We start from the raw sequence: 12,770 nt of genomic DNA on the forward strand, positions 1-12,770 counted from the left end.
CGCCCGGCCGATCGCGCAGATGAGCCTTTTGCGCCAGGCTAGTTTCGCGCACTAGTGTGCACGCAATCAATCACCGAGCGTGCAGTTGCTGGGAGGGCCCCCGCGGTGGACCGGTACGCCAGATGGAACGCCCTGCTGGAGATGCTGACCGACAACGGCCGGGTCAGCGTCGAGGCGGCCGCCGAGCGGCTGGACGTCTCCCAGGCCACCATCCGACGTGACTTCGACCAGCTCGCCCAGCAGCAGATGATCACCAGGACCCGGGGTGGCGCGGTCGCCAACGGTGTCTCGTACGACCTGCCGCTGCGCTACAAGACGGCCAAGCACTCGGCTGAGAAGCAGCGGATCGGCGCCGCCGCCGCGGCGCTCGTCACGCCCGGCACCGTGGTCGGCCTCAACGGTGGCACCACCAGCACGGAGGTGGCCCGGGCCCTCGCCGTACGACCGGACCTGAACACCAGCGCCGAGGGTGCCCAGCTCACGGTGGTGACCAACGCGCTGAACATCGCCAACGAGCTGCTCGTGCGGTCGCGGATGAAGGTGGTGGTCGCCGGCGGGGTGGTGCGGCCGAAGTCGTTCGAGCTGGTCGGCCCGCTGGGCGGTGCGCTGCTGCGGGAGGTCACCCTGGATGTCGCGTTGCTCGGCGTGGACGCGATCGACCCGCAACTCGGCGCCGCCGCGCACCACGAGGGTGAGGCGGCCATGAACAACCTGATGGTGGCCCGCGCCAAGCGGGTCGTGATCATCGCGGACTCGTCCAAGTTGGGCGGTCACGCCTTCGCCCGCATCTGCCCGGTCGAGCGGGTCGAGACGCTGGTGACCGACTCGGGGGCGGCCCCGGAGCTCGTGGACGCCTTCCGGGCGGCCGGCGTGCAGGTCGTCTGCGCCTGAATGGCGACACTCCGTAGCTGAAACGCATCGATCGGCGTGTCGATGCATACCGGGTATTGCGCGGCGCTGCATACCGCGTATGGTGTCGGCTGTCACGCCCACCATCGGGGGAGGTGCAGCTTGCCAGCTGTCCTGGAGATCGAAGGTCTACGTAAGACGTACAAGAGTCGTCGACGCGGCACCCGCAACGCGCTCGACGGCTTCGACATGCGGGTCGACGCGGGGCAGGTGCACGGCTTCCTGGGCCCCAACGGGTCCGGCAAGACGACCACGCTGCGTACGCTGCTCGGCCTCATCCGGCCCGACGGTGGCCGGATGACGCTGCTCGGGCACGAGGTTCCCGCCGCGCTGCCCACCGTCGCCGGCAACGTCGGCGCGATCGTCGAGAGCCCGCAGTTCTTCCCGCACTTCTCGGCCCGGGACACGCTGTCCCTGCTGGCCGGGGCCGGGGAGGTGCCCGCCACGCGGGTCGACGAGGTGCTGGAGCTGGTCGGGCTGCGCGACCGCGCCGGCGAGCGCGTCAAGACGTACTCGCTGGGCATGAAGCAGCGGCTCGCGGTCGCGTCCGCCCTGCTGAAGAACCCGACGCTGCTCATCCTCGACGAGCCGGCCAACGGCCTCGACCCGGGCGGCATCCGGGAGATGCGCACGCTGATGCGGACGCTCGCCGAATCCGGGATGACAGTGCTGCTGTCCAGCCACATCCTCGGCGAGATCCAGCTGATCTGCGACTCGGTCACCATCATCTCGCTCGGCCGACGGGTCGCCTTCGGCCCGGTCGACGAGGTGCTCGCCCAGCACTCGTCCGGCGCGGTCCGGGTCCGCCTGGAGGCGGTCAGCGACCTGCCGACGGCCACCGAGGCCCTCACCCGGGCCGGGATCCGGGTCACCGGGCACCCCGACCACCTGATGCTGAGCGGTGTCGACAAGCCGGCCACCGTGACCCGGCTGCTCGCCGAGCACAACCTGTACGTCAGCGAGCTGGCCCCGATCGCGGTCGACCTGGAGAGCGTCTTCCTCGAACTGACCGCCACCGCGCCGGTCCCCGGCCAGCACCGCCAGGTTGACGAGTCCACGAAGGTTGGTGGGACGGGTCAGCCCGGCGCCACCGCGGGAGGGTGGGGCGCGTGAGCCTCTTTCGGACGGAGCTGCGCCGGCTGACCAAGCGGCGCTTCACCCGCTACATGACGCTTCTCGGCCTGCTGGTGCTGGCCGCGGTAGTGGTCGGTGTCTTCTTCACCAACCACAAGATCGACGCCGGTCAGCTCGCCAAGGCCGAGCGTCAGGCCGACCAGCAGTACCAGGAGCAGGTCCGCTGGAGCGAGCAGGAGCGGGTCAACTGCGAGCAGGCCAAGACGGCCGGCACGTCGAACGACGGCCGCTACCCCGACGACTGCTCGGTGATCACGGCCCCGTCGCGGGACCAGATCGAGGCGGAGTGGTTCCTGCCCTCGACGTTCAACTTCCGCAAGACGTTCGACGAGACACTGGTCCCGTTCGCGGCGATCCTCGCCCTGGTCGGGTTCGTCATCGGCGCGTCCTTCGTCGGCGCCGAGTGGAGCACCGGCGGCATGATGAACCTGCTGCTCTGGCGGCCGAAGCGGCTCACCGTACTGCTCACCAAGCTGGCCGCGCTGCTCACCGGCATCCTGGCGGTGACGCTGCCCGCCGCGGTGCTGTGGTTCGCCGGGTTCTGGGCGGTGGCCAGCTTCCGGGGCAGCACCGAGAAGATGACCTCGGGTGCCTGGCAGTCGTTCGCCCTGACCGGGGTACGCGGCGTGGCGCTGGTGCTCGTGCTCACCACCATCGGCTTCGCGCTGGCCTCGCTGGGCCGGCACACCGCGATGGCCCTCGGTGGTGTCGTGGCGCTCATGGTGGTCGGCCAGTTCGGCCTGGGCATTCTGCTGTCGATGGCCAGCGTGAAGTTCGCCGAGGCGTGGCTGCTGCCCACCTACGCCCTGGCGTGGATGACCAAGAAGGTGACACTGCAGGACTGGGACGCCTGCAACGCCACCTACTCCGGGGAGTGCAAGCCGGACACCATGGACATCACCTGGCAGCAGTCGTCCGTACTGTTCTCGATCGGGGTCGTGGTGATCCTCGGCGCGGCGCTCTGGACGATGCGTCGACGCGACATCACCTGATCGACGTCACGGAGTCAACGGCACGGCCGGCCCCACCGTCGGGTTTTCCGACGTGCGGAGCCGGCCGTGCCGGCTGCTGCGACAGTGGTCGGCCCTGGCTAGGCTGAACGTCATGCCCGCCGACGCCGCGCCTACCGCTCCCGAGCCGTCCACCGACGCTCGTCCGGGCGAGCTGGCCGGCGGTGTCGCGCCCAGCGTCCCGACCCCCCGCCCGGCACCGCCCGTCGAGAGCACCGACGACGCCCCGCCGGCCGACACCGAAGCGGCAGACGACGAGACGGCCACCGCCCCGGCCGCGCCCCCGGCGGGCCTGACCGCGCGCGAACTGGCCATCCTCGCCTTCGAGCAGCAGTGGTGGCGGCACGCCGGCGCCAAGGAGCAGGCCGTCCGGGACACCTTCGGCGTCTCCTCCACCCGGTACTACCAACTGCTCAACGGGCTGCTGGACAATCCGGCGGCGCTCGCCGCCGACCCGGTGCTGATCGGCCGGCTCCGCCGGCTCCGCTCGTCGCGCGCCCGCAACCGCCGTCGCTGAGCCCGCCGGCCCTACTTCTTCTCGTACCCCTGCAGGCCGTTGCCGATGGCGAAGAACGTCGGCGCCCACTCGCCGATGAAGATGCCCCACCGGTCCGCGCGCGCCACACCGGCCCGCTCCAGGTGCCTGGACAGGAACCAGCTGGTGAACGACAGGCCGATGCTGGCGAAGCCCGCCATGTACATGTGTTCCGCCTTGAGCCCCGATTCGTGCAACCGCTTCAACATGCGATCCCCCTGACGCTGTGGACGGTCTGCGCGGTCCGGACACCGCCGTCCGCGATCCGCCGGACTCACCGTTCCTGCCGGGTCCGGTCGTTCGGAGACTCCGGAGATGGCTGTTGCTGACGCTACCGTCCGTGCTGCCTCCGATGCGGTCCGTTGGCCCTGATCGGTGGTCTTTCCCCGTCGGCGCGTCGACCGGTTCGCATGTCGGCGGGCCCGGCGGGTAGGCGACGGACGTTCCGGGGTCGCCAGGCGACCGAGCACCCAGGAGGGGAGCGGGGCATGACGGCAACGAACCAGAGCGGCACACCGAGCGGTAGCGGGCAGCAGGCCCGGCAGGAGGCGTCCCGAGTCGGCCACCAGGCCACGCAGGCCGGTGGGCAGGTCGCCCACACCGCCGCCGACCAGGGCGGGCAGGTGGCCGCCGAGGCGCGCAGACAGGCCCGGCAGCTGACCGGCCAGGCCGGCGGACAGCTTCGAGAGCAGGCACAGACGCAGCAGCGGCGGGCCGCCGAGGGCCTGCGCGACATTGGTCGTGAACTGGGGTCGATGGCCGAGCGCGACGGTGATTCCGGGCTGGCCGGCCAGGCGGTACGCCGGGTGGCTGACGCCGCCCAGCAGGCCGCCGGCTGGCTCGACGAGCGTGAACCCGGCGAGGTGCTCGACGACGTGCGCAGTTACGCGCGGCGCCACCCGGGGACCTTCCTGGCCGGCGCGGCAGTGGCCGGGCTGCTGGTCGGACGGCTCACCCGTGGCCTGACGGCGTCGGCCTCCGGCAACGGCTGGAGCCCGGGCACGCCGAGCGCCCAGCCCGCGCCCCAGGGCGCAGCCCAGCCCGCCCCGCAGGGCGCACCGGCGGAGACCGGTCAACAGCAGCCGTACGTGGGGGCGGCGCGGGCCCAGAACGTCTCGCCCGCCGGTCGGCCGCAGTCGGACCTGCCCGGCGGGGTGGCACCGTGAGCGCCCCGGAGAAGGAGCGGACCCAGGCATCGGTTGGCGACCTCCTCGGCGACGTGACCCGGGACATGTCCACCCTGGTGCGCAAGGAGGTCGAACTGGCCAAGGCCGAGCTGCGCGAGGAGGTGACCCAGGCGGGCAAGTCCGGCGGTATGTTCGGCGCTGCGGGGCTGGCCGGGTTCCTCGCCGTGCTCTTCGTGTCGTACGCCGTGTGGTGGGGGCTTTCCAACGCGATGGACCAGGGGTGGGCGGCGCTGATCGTCGCGATCCTCTGGGCCGCCGTCGCCGGTGGCCTGTTCCTCAACGCGCGGACCCAGCTGAAGCGGGCACGTGCGGTCCTGCCCCGAACGAAGCAGACCGCCCGGGAGTTGCCGGACGCCCTGCGGGGCCGGTGACCGAGTCGGTAGGGAGAGCAGACCATGTCCAGTGATCCGGATCGGATCCGGCGGGAGATCGAGACCACCCGCAACGAGTTGAGCAGTGACGTCGACGCCCTGGCCGACAAGGTCAACCCGCGTCGGATCGCCGGTGACAGCGTCGGGCAGGCTCGCGGCGCTCTCACCCGAGCGAAGGAGAAGATGATGGGCAGCTCGAATCACCTCGGGCAGGAGGCCGGCCAGCGGATGTCGTACGCCGCCGGTTCCGTCCGCGACGAGACCCGGTCGCTCGGGCAGCAGTCCCGCGAGCAGGCGCAGGGCAATCCGTTGGCAGCCGGGCTGGTCGCCTTCGGCGTCGGTCTGCTGGCCGCCTCGCTGATTCCGCCGAGCGGGCGGGAACGGCAACTCGCCGGCCGGGCGAGGGAGATGGTGAGCGAGCACTCGGGTGAGCTGCGCGAGCAGGCGAGCCAGGTCGGCCACCAGATGCAGGACAACCTGCGGGAGCCCGCGCAGCAGGCGGCCCAGTCGGTGCGCTCCAGCGCCCAGCAGGGGATGTCCGCGGTACGCGACCAGGGTCGCTCGGCCGCCGGTCAGGTGCAGGGACAGGCGCATGCGTCCGCCGACCAGCTTCGGCAGCGCTGATGCGACGGGGCCGGCGCCGATGATGCGCGTACGCTCCGCGTCCGCGCCGGCCCCGGGCCGGTCGGTCAACGAGGACCTGGTCTTTCAGTTCGGCCCGCTGGTCGGCGTCCTGGACGGCGCGACAGTGCCGGACGGCTTCGACACCGGCTGCGTCCACGGCCCGGAGTGGTACGTCCGACACCTGGCGGCCCGGCTCGGTGTGGCCGAGGCGGCCCGTCCGGCGGCCCGCCTGACGAGCAACCTGGCAGCGGCCATCCTCGCCGTCCGCGCCGACCACGGTGGGCAGTGCGACCTCGACCATCCGGGCACCCCGTCCAGCACTGTCTGCCTGCTGCGGGACTGCGGCGACCAGGTGGACTACCTGGTGCTCTGCGACAGCCCGTTGGTGCTGGACGTCGGCGGGCAGGTCAGCGTGGTGACCGACGACCGGCTGGACACGGCGATGGCCGAGCTGCGGCAGACGGTCGCGACCGTGCCGGCCCGCGCGGCGGACCCGGTCGCGCGGTTCCGGCACGCGGTAGGCGTCCAACGGGAACGAATGAACCGCACCCACGGCTACTGGGTGGCCGCCGCCGACCCCGACGCGGCCTTCCACGCGGTGACCGGGACGGCGCCCCGGCGCGGTCCGGCTGCCCTGCGCCGGGCCGCGCTGCTCAGCGACGGCGCGTCCAGTGCGGTCGAGCAGTTCGGGCTGACCGACTGGGCGGGGTTGCTGGACCTGCTGAGCGTCGAGGGGCCAGCCGGGCTGCTGGGCCGGGTCCGCGACGCCGAGCGCGATCATCCCGACCGGCTGCGAAGGCACAAGCCCACCGACGACGCCTCGGTGGTGTTCTGCGACTTCGGGGTGGTCGCCCCATAGGCCAGATGACGACGGAGCGTGAGGAGAAACACCCTAACCGGCCGACCGGCCGGTACGGGTAGCCGGACCGCCAGTGGATGTCCAATGGGGTGGACTTCGGCCGATGAGGCCGGCAGACTGCGGCACGTGGCGGGTGCGGTCCGGCTTGAGCCGGTGGACGAGCAGAACTTGGAGCCATTGCTCTCCGTAGCGGCTGCCGAGGCCGAGCCGGGTGAGGTGATGCCTCCGGTCGAGGCTCCCGCTGGCTGGTCGCTCGCCCGCCGGGAGGCGTTCCGTGAGTTCCACCGGGCGAGTTTCGCCGGTCTGGACGGCCCGACCGGCTCCCAGATGTACGCGATCCTCGTCGGCGGCGAGGTGGTCGGCATGATCCGGATGACGCGCTGTGACGAGCCGGGCACGGTGGAGACCGGCATGTGGCTCGGCCTGTCGGCGCGCGGTCAGGGGATCGGCGCGGCGGCCCTGCGGGAACTGCTCAACGTCGCCGCCCGCGCGGGCATGCGAGCCGTGGTCGCCGAGACGACGTCGGACAATGTCGGCGCGGTAGCAGTTCTCGAAAAATGCGGTGCGAAACTGCGTGAGGACGGCGGAAAGGTGCACGCCGAAATCTGCCTCGATTCGACGCCTCCCGCTCTCTGAAACTGCTCCACTCTTTCGTCGTCGTTGGTGTCCTCCCTGCTCAAGACCGCCTGAAAGTCCTGTCTGTGCCGCTGGGTGCCGTCTTTCCGAATGTCTCCGGTGCCGCGCTCACGGAAATTGTCGGAGCGGTTTCGCGGCAATTCCCCCGGGTACTGCCCGCCGGGTCCGCAGATACGGGACGTCTGATCGAGGGCGTGGCGCGCGCTATTCCCCGGTAGCCCTTCTCCGGCCCCTGCGCGGGCAGACGGTCCCGGACCCACCGGGGAGCGAGGGAGACCTGATGAAGACCGGAACACGAATCGGGCTGGCGGTGGGCTTCGGCTACCTGCTGGGCCGCCGTCGCAAACTGCGTACCGCCCTGACCCTGGCCGCGGCGGTGGCCGCCGGCCGGGCGAGCCGCGACCCGGGCGGTCTGCTGAAACGAGGTGGCGACCTCCTCCAGTCGTCCCCGCAGTTGAGCAACCTGAGCCGGCTGGGCGGGCCGCTGGTCAACGCCGGTCGGTCCGCCGCGACCGCCGCGGCCGGCAGCGGCGTCGACGCGCTCACCGGCCGGCTGCGCGGCTCCGCCGACGCGCTGCGCCGCCGCACCGGCAACCAGAGCGGCAACAGCGACGGCGACAACGGCGGTGACGGCAGTCGGAGCGGCAACGGCAACCAGAGCGCCGATCGCGGCGCGACGAGCGACCGGAACGACGCGGCCGGGCAGCGACGGGGGCGGTGACCATGGCGGGAGACACCAAACCGGGAGGCCTCGGCGACAAGCTCCGCGGCCAGTTGGCCGACGAGGTGCGCAACCTGGCCGGGGCGATCGGCGATCGCGCGGTGAGCGTGGTGACGGAGCGGATCACCGGTGCGACGGGCCGCCTGAGCGAGTACGCGCGCCAGGGCGGAGGACCGGGCCTGATCGCCGCCGCCACCGGCGCGCAGAAGCTGGCCGAGGGCGGCTCACCGATGAAGGCGATGGTGCATGCCGGGGTGGCCGGCGGTAAGGAGAAAGTGATGTCGGCTCTCGGCCGCGTGGGCGGCAAGGGCGGTAAGGGCGGCAAGAAGCAGAAGGTCACCAACATCGTCGAGACGATCGAGGTTGGTGTACCGGTGCGAGCCGCGTACAACCAGTGGACGCGGTTCGGCGACTTCCCGAGCTTCATGAAGAAGGTCGAGCAGGCGGAGAACGACGAGGCCGAGAAGATGACCTGGAAGGCGCAGGTCTTCTGGTCGCACCGGACGTGGGAGTCGACGATCATCCGCCAGGTGCCGGACCGGCTCATCCACTGGCGTTCGAAGGGCGAGAAGGGCTCGGTCGACGGCACCGTCAGCTTCCACGGGATAACCCCCGACCTGACCCGCATCCTGGTGGTGCTCGAGTACCACCCGCAGGGCCTCTTCGAGCACACCGGAAACCTGTGGCGGGCCCAGGGCCGGCGGGTGCGGCTGGAGTTGAAGCACTTCGTCCGGCACGTCATGACCGAGGTGGCGCTCGACCCGGACCAGGTGCAGGGCTGGCGCGGCGAGATCCGCGACTCCCAGGTGGTCAAGGACCACGAAACCGGCCTGCGCGAAGACCGGGAGCAGCGCGAGCAGCGGGAGCGCGGCCGGGAAGGGCGCGGCCAGGCTCCGACCGAGCCGGATGACGAGGAGTACGCCGACCAGGAGCCGCCCGAGGAGGAGCCGCGCCGCCGGCCCGGCGGGCGACTGCGTCAGCGGCCACCCCGGCGACCGGCCGAGCCGGAGTACGACGAGGAGTACGAGGCGTACGAGGACGGCTACGACGAGGGGTACGCGGACGAGCCCGACGAGGAGGAGCCGCCGCCGCCACCCCGTCGTCGTGCTCCCGAGCGGGCCCGCCGCCCGCAGCCGCGCGAGGAGCCGCAGCGGCCCCGGCCGCCGGTGCGCCGGGGATCGGAGCCGCCGCGCCGACCCGTGGTACGCCGCCGCCGGGAGGAGGAGGAGTGACGCTCGCCTCCGGCGGTGACGCCGTTGGCGGGGCCCTGGAACGTGTGGGGGGTGCCGCCGGCGGGCTCGCCGACGTCGTGGAGACGGTGCTCGACAAGGGCATCGTGATCGACGCGCAGGTGACGGTCGGGGTCATCGGCATTCCCCTCGTGGAGATCAACGCCCGGGTGACCGTGGCGAGTATCGAGACGTACCTGCGGTTCGCCGAGGCGGTCGACCGGCTCGACCTCGACCCGGGCGAGGGCGAGGGATTGGCCGGCCTCGTCGGTGGCGTCACCGGCGCGGTCCGCGAGGTCACCGGTTCGGTCCGGGACGTCACGGGCTCCGTGCGGGACGTCACCGACGACGCCACCGGCACGGTGCGGGACCTCGGGAGGAGCTGACATGGCGGACGACACGGGACTGTTCATCTACGGGCTGGTGCCGGCGGACGTGGAGGCGACACCCGACGCGGCCGGGGTCGGCGACCCACCCGGCGAGGTGACTGTCATCCGGCACGGAGACCTCGCGGCCCTGGTCAGCGAGGTGCCGCTGGACGCGCCGCTGGGCCAGTCGGCGGACCTGCGGGCGTACCAGGAGCTGCTCGACGGGACGGCGGCCGTGGCGCCGGTGCTGCCGGTGCGGTTCGGCACCGTCGTCACCGGGCCGGACGCGGTGCTCGACCTGCTCCGGCCGCACCACGACCGGTTCGCCGCCGCGCTCGCCGAGTTCGAGGGCCGGGTGCAGTACGTGGTGCAGGGCCGCTTCGACGAGCGGGCGTTGCTGCGCGCCGTCCTCGACGAGAACCCGAACGCCGCTCGGCTCGCCGAGCAGGTACGGGGTCGGGGCGAGGCGGCCAGCAGGGAGCCCCGGATCCGACTCGGGGAGCTGATCAGCCAGGCTGTCGAGTTGCGCCGTGAGGCGGAGAACCGGCGGCTGCTCGACGTCACGGCCGAGTACGTGGTGACCACGCAACTGCGCCCGCCGACCCACGAGATGGACGCGGGGCACGTGGCGCTGCTGGTGGACACCGACACCGAGGCGGACCTCATCGACGTGCTGGAGCAGTACGCCCAGGACCGGCGGGGGCTGCTGCGGCTGCGACTGCTCGGGCCGCTCGCCCCGTACGACTTCGTCGACGCCCACCAGTTGGCGGGCTGACGGTGGACCTGCTCTGGGCGCTGCTGACCCTGCCGTACGCCCCCGTGCGCGGGTTGACCGCAGTGGTCGCTGTGGTGGCCCGGGAGGCCGAGTCGCGTCAGCGGAACCCCGTGAACGTCCGGCGCGAGCTGGAGGAGCTGGACGCCGCCGTGGCGGCCGGCGAACTCAGCGCCGAGGAACGCGACCGCGCCGAGCAGCGGGTGCTGGACCGGCTCACCGGGGGAGCGGGCCGGCGTTCCGAGGGCTCGGCGTCCGCTGACGGACGATCTCGTGGCCCAGTCCGGGAGAGGAGAGTGCGCCGTGACCGACGACGCGAGGGCCCGCGAGCGTGAGCCGGCCGACGAGGATTACCTGCAGCCCGTGTCGGCGGCCGAGGCGGCTCGCGCGGGCCTGCGGCAGCTCGTCGAGTTGACCGGCCGCGAGCCCTCCGTGACCACGTCGCTGGAGCCCACCGAGGACGGTTGGCTGGTCGGGGTGGAGGTGGTGGAGGCACGCCGGATCCCCAACTCGACAGACCTGCTCGGCCTGTACGAGGTGGAGTTGGACATCGAGGGGAATCTGCTCGGCTATCGGCGGGTGCGCCGCTACCAGCGCGGAAAGGGTGAGGTGGGCTGAGATGACCGCTGGGCAGCCGCCCTCGGTGGTGCAGAACTCGGGCCAGGTGCTGCCCGCCGGCCACGAGCCGGCCAACCTGGGCGACATCCTGGAGCGGGTGCTCGACCGGGGCATCGTCATCGCCGGGGACATCCGGGTCAGCCTGCTCGACATCGAGCTGCTGACGTTGAAGCTGCGGCTGGTCATCGCATCGGTGGACACGGCACGCCAGATCGGCATCGACTGGTGGGAGCACGACCCGTGGCTCAGCTCCCGTGCCCGCCCTCCCGTGGAGCCGGGACCGCGCGATCCGGAGCAGGTCGAGGCGGAGCGGCGGCCCCGGGTGGCGGCCCGGGCGCGACGTCGCGACGCCGAGGTGGAGGAGTGGGATGAGTTCGACGGCTGAGGTGGCTCCCGACCGGCGTGCCGCGGTGACCGGGGTCTGGCTGCACGGCGTGGTGCGGGACGTCGACCGGGCGGCGCTGGCGACGGTCGCCGGGATGGGTGGCGTCCCGGTCCGCGCGGTGTCGGCCGCCGGGCTGGTCGCGGTCGTCAGCACCGCCCCGCTCGACGAGTACGGCGAGGAGCCGCTGCGCCGCAACCTGGAGGACCTGGCCTGGTTGGAGCGGGCCGCGCGGACGCACCATGCAGTGGTCGCGGCGCTCGCCCGACAGGGGCCGGTGGTGCCGGCCCGACTCGCCACCGTGCACACCGACGACGGGCGGGTCGCCGCGTCGCTCGCGGCCCGGCGGGCCGAGCTGTCCGCCACCCTGGCCCGGTTGACCGGGCGCGGCGAGTGGGGCGTCAAGGGCTACCTGGTGCCGGGGGCGTCCGTGCCCAGCGTCGCCGGGGCGGGCGGCGGCGGGGTGGGGACGGCGTACCTGCGCCGCAGGCGTGCCCAGTTGACCGCCCGCGAGGAACACCAGCAGGTGGCGAGCGCGGCAGCGGACGCCGTGCACGTCGCCCTGTGCGAGGTGGCCGTGGCGGGACGCCGGCACGCCCCACAGGACCGGCGGCTCTCCGGGGTGCCCGCACCGATGGCGCTCAACGGGGCGTACCTCGTCGACACCGCGGCGCTGCCCCGCTTCACCGACCTGGTCGGCTCGTTGGGCTCCCGTCATCCGGGCCTGCGGCTGGAGCTGACCGGGCCGTGGCCGGCGTACTCCTTCGTGGCGGAACGGCCGGAGCCCGCCGGCGCTGGCGGGGAGTCGCGGTGACCACCGCTCTCGCGCCGAGCAGCGCGGACGATCCGCTGGCCTACCGGCCGGTCGCCCTGGTCGACCTCCTCGACCGGGTGCTCGCCACCGGCGTGGTGATCAGCGGCGACATCACGTTGTCCATCGCCGACGTCGACCTGGTCCGGATCTCGTTGCGGGCGCTCGTCGCGTCGGTCGGCGCGCTGACGCCACCTGAGGATGTCGGATGACCGGCCGGGACGACGCGGGCGAGTTGGTCGCCGCGCTCGACGCGCAGTCGTGGCGGCCACCCCGGGTCACGCCGTTGGACCGCCGGATCGATGTGGACCGTGACTCGGTCGAGCGGGGACTGGCCAGCCTGGTGCTCACCGTCGTCGAGTTGCTGCGCCAGCTGATGGAGCGGCAGGCGCTGCGCCGGGTGGACCTCGGTGACCTCACCGAGGAGCAGGTCGAGCGCATCGGCGTCACCCTGATGGCGCTGGAGGAGCAGATGGCGGGGCTGCGCGAGCACTTCGGTCTGGCCCCGGAGGACCTGAACCTGGACCTCGGCCCGCTCGGCCCGCTCCTCCCCACGGACTGACCCGTGCCGGACTGACCCGCGCCCGATCGGCCCGGGCCGGGA

At 72.5% G+C, this 12,770-nt stretch carries 19 protein-coding genes and 1 pseudogene; 19 read left to right on the top strand and 1 reads right to left on the bottom strand.

From position 1 onward, the window contains the following. The first annotated feature begins 105 nt into the window (after nt 1-105). The 4 genes from AB0B39_RS19680 (at nt 106) to AB0B39_RS19695 (ending at nt 3,570) form a co-directional block, all read left to right on the top strand. On the top strand, nt 106-891 hold the full coding sequence (locus AB0B39_RS19680; RefSeq protein WP_357494885.1) for a DeoR/GlpR family DNA-binding transcription regulator: 786 nt from the start codon (nt 106-108) through the stop codon (nt 889-891). Between the two features lie 120 nt (nt 892-1,011). After that, a complete protein-coding gene (locus tag AB0B39_RS19685) occupies nt 1,012-2,022 on the top strand; it encodes an ATP-binding cassette domain-containing protein (RefSeq protein WP_357574996.1) in 1,011 nt (336 codons plus the stop codon). Further along, a complete protein-coding gene (locus AB0B39_RS19690; protein ID WP_357574997.1) occupies nt 2,019-3,035 on the top strand; it encodes an ABC transporter permease subunit in 1,017 nt (338 codons plus the stop codon). The genes AB0B39_RS19685 and AB0B39_RS19690 overlap by 4 nt, the downstream gene beginning before the upstream one ends. A 112-nt stretch (nt 3,036-3,147) precedes the next feature. Further along, nucleotides 3,148-3,570 carry a DUF3263 domain-containing protein gene (locus AB0B39_RS19695; protein ID WP_357494880.1) on the top strand — a complete coding sequence of 141 codons (423 nt, stop codon included), beginning with the start codon at nt 3,148-3,150 and terminating at the stop codon, nt 3,568-3,570. A gap of 11 nt (nt 3,571-3,581) precedes the next feature. On the opposite strand, the gene AB0B39_RS19700 is transcribed toward AB0B39_RS19695, so the two are convergent. Further along, on the bottom strand, nt 3,582-3,797 hold the full coding sequence (locus AB0B39_RS19700) for a hypothetical protein (protein WP_234583345.1): 216 nt from the start codon (nt 3,795-3,797) through the stop codon (nt 3,582-3,584). Nucleotides 3,798-4,076: 279 nt separating this feature from the next. Between AB0B39_RS19700 and AB0B39_RS19705 the strand changes: the two genes are divergently transcribed. From AB0B39_RS19705 to AB0B39_RS19775, 15 genes and pseudogenes are all read left to right on the top strand, one after another. Then, nucleotides 4,077-4,754 carry a hypothetical protein gene (locus tag AB0B39_RS19705; protein ID WP_357574998.1) on the top strand — a complete coding sequence of 226 codons (678 nt, stop codon included), beginning with the start codon at nt 4,077-4,079 and terminating at the stop codon, nt 4,752-4,754. Then, on the top strand, nt 4,751-5,146 hold the full coding sequence (locus AB0B39_RS19710; protein ID WP_234583343.1) for a phage holin family protein: 396 nt from the start codon (nt 4,751-4,753) through the stop codon (nt 5,144-5,146). The genes AB0B39_RS19705 and AB0B39_RS19710 overlap by 4 nt, the downstream gene beginning before the upstream one ends. 24 nt (nt 5,147-5,170) lie before the next feature. After that, nucleotides 5,171-5,770, top strand: coding sequence for a DUF3618 domain-containing protein (locus AB0B39_RS19715; RefSeq protein WP_357494876.1), 600 nt, complete (start codon nt 5,171-5,173; stop codon nt 5,768-5,770). Next, on the top strand, nt 5,739-6,629 hold the full coding sequence (locus AB0B39_RS19720; protein ID WP_357574999.1) for a hypothetical protein: 891 nt from the start codon (nt 5,739-5,741) through the stop codon (nt 6,627-6,629). The genes AB0B39_RS19715 and AB0B39_RS19720 overlap by 32 nt, the downstream gene beginning before the upstream one ends. 126 nt (nt 6,630-6,755) lie before the next feature. Next, on the top strand, nt 6,756-7,265 hold the full coding sequence (locus tag AB0B39_RS19725; protein WP_234583340.1) for a GNAT family N-acetyltransferase: 510 nt from the start codon (nt 6,756-6,758) through the stop codon (nt 7,263-7,265). Nucleotides 7,266-7,545: 280 nt separating this feature from the next. Next, nucleotides 7,546-7,986, top strand: a complete 441-nt coding sequence (locus tag AB0B39_RS19730) for a hypothetical protein (RefSeq protein ID WP_357494874.1) — start codon at nt 7,546-7,548, stop codon at nt 7,984-7,986. A 2-nt stretch (nt 7,987-7,988) separates the two neighbouring features. Continuing rightward, entirely contained in the window at nt 7,989-9,218 is a 1,230-nt protein-coding gene (locus AB0B39_RS19735; protein ID WP_357575052.1) for an SRPBCC family protein, read from the top strand. After that, nucleotides 9,215-9,433 (top strand): annotated as a pseudogene (gvpJ, locus tag AB0B39_RS19740) (gas vesicle protein GvpJ); the annotation flags it as partial. The gene AB0B39_RS19735 and the pseudogene gvpJ (AB0B39_RS19740), both read left to right, overlap by 4 nt. A 169-nt stretch (nt 9,434-9,602) precedes the next feature. Then, nucleotides 9,603-10,358, top strand: coding sequence for a GvpL/GvpF family gas vesicle protein (locus AB0B39_RS19745; RefSeq protein WP_234583337.1), 756 nt, complete (start codon nt 9,603-9,605; stop codon nt 10,356-10,358). Nucleotides 10,359-10,360: 2 nt separating this feature from the next. After that, nucleotides 10,361-10,690 (top strand): gas vesicle protein GvpG, encoded by a 330-nt coding sequence (locus tag AB0B39_RS19750; RefSeq protein WP_357494870.1) that lies wholly within the window; start codon nt 10,361-10,363, stop codon nt 10,688-10,690. Further along, nucleotides 10,659-10,973, top strand: coding sequence for a gas vesicle protein (locus AB0B39_RS19755; RefSeq protein ID WP_234583335.1), 315 nt, complete (start codon nt 10,659-10,661; stop codon nt 10,971-10,973). The genes AB0B39_RS19750 and AB0B39_RS19755 overlap by 32 nt, the downstream gene beginning before the upstream one ends. 1 nt (nt 10,974) lies before the next feature. Next, on the top strand, nt 10,975-11,358 hold the full coding sequence (gvpJ, locus tag AB0B39_RS19760) for a gas vesicle protein GvpJ (RefSeq protein ID WP_234583334.1): 384 nt from the start codon (nt 10,975-10,977) through the stop codon (nt 11,356-11,358). Further along, nucleotides 11,342-12,169 (top strand): GvpL/GvpF family gas vesicle protein, encoded by an 828-nt coding sequence (locus AB0B39_RS19765; protein WP_357575000.1) that lies wholly within the window; start codon nt 11,342-11,344, stop codon nt 12,167-12,169. The genes gvpJ (AB0B39_RS19760) and AB0B39_RS19765 overlap by 17 nt, the downstream gene beginning before the upstream one ends. Beyond that, a complete protein-coding gene (locus AB0B39_RS19770) occupies nt 12,166-12,378 on the top strand; it encodes a gas vesicle protein (protein WP_357494865.1) in 213 nt (70 codons plus the stop codon). The genes AB0B39_RS19765 and AB0B39_RS19770 overlap by 4 nt, the downstream gene beginning before the upstream one ends. Next, entirely contained in the window at nt 12,375-12,728 is a 354-nt protein-coding gene (locus AB0B39_RS19775; RefSeq protein ID WP_357575001.1) for a gas vesicle protein K, read from the top strand. Before AB0B39_RS19770 ends, AB0B39_RS19775 begins: the two co-directional genes overlap by 4 nt. Nucleotides 12,729-12,770 lie beyond the last annotated feature (42 nt).

The organism is Micromonospora sp. NPDC049114 (assembly GCF_040648635.1).
In the GTDB taxonomy this organism is placed as follows: domain Bacteria; phylum Actinomycetota; class Actinomycetes; order Mycobacteriales; family Micromonosporaceae; genus Micromonospora.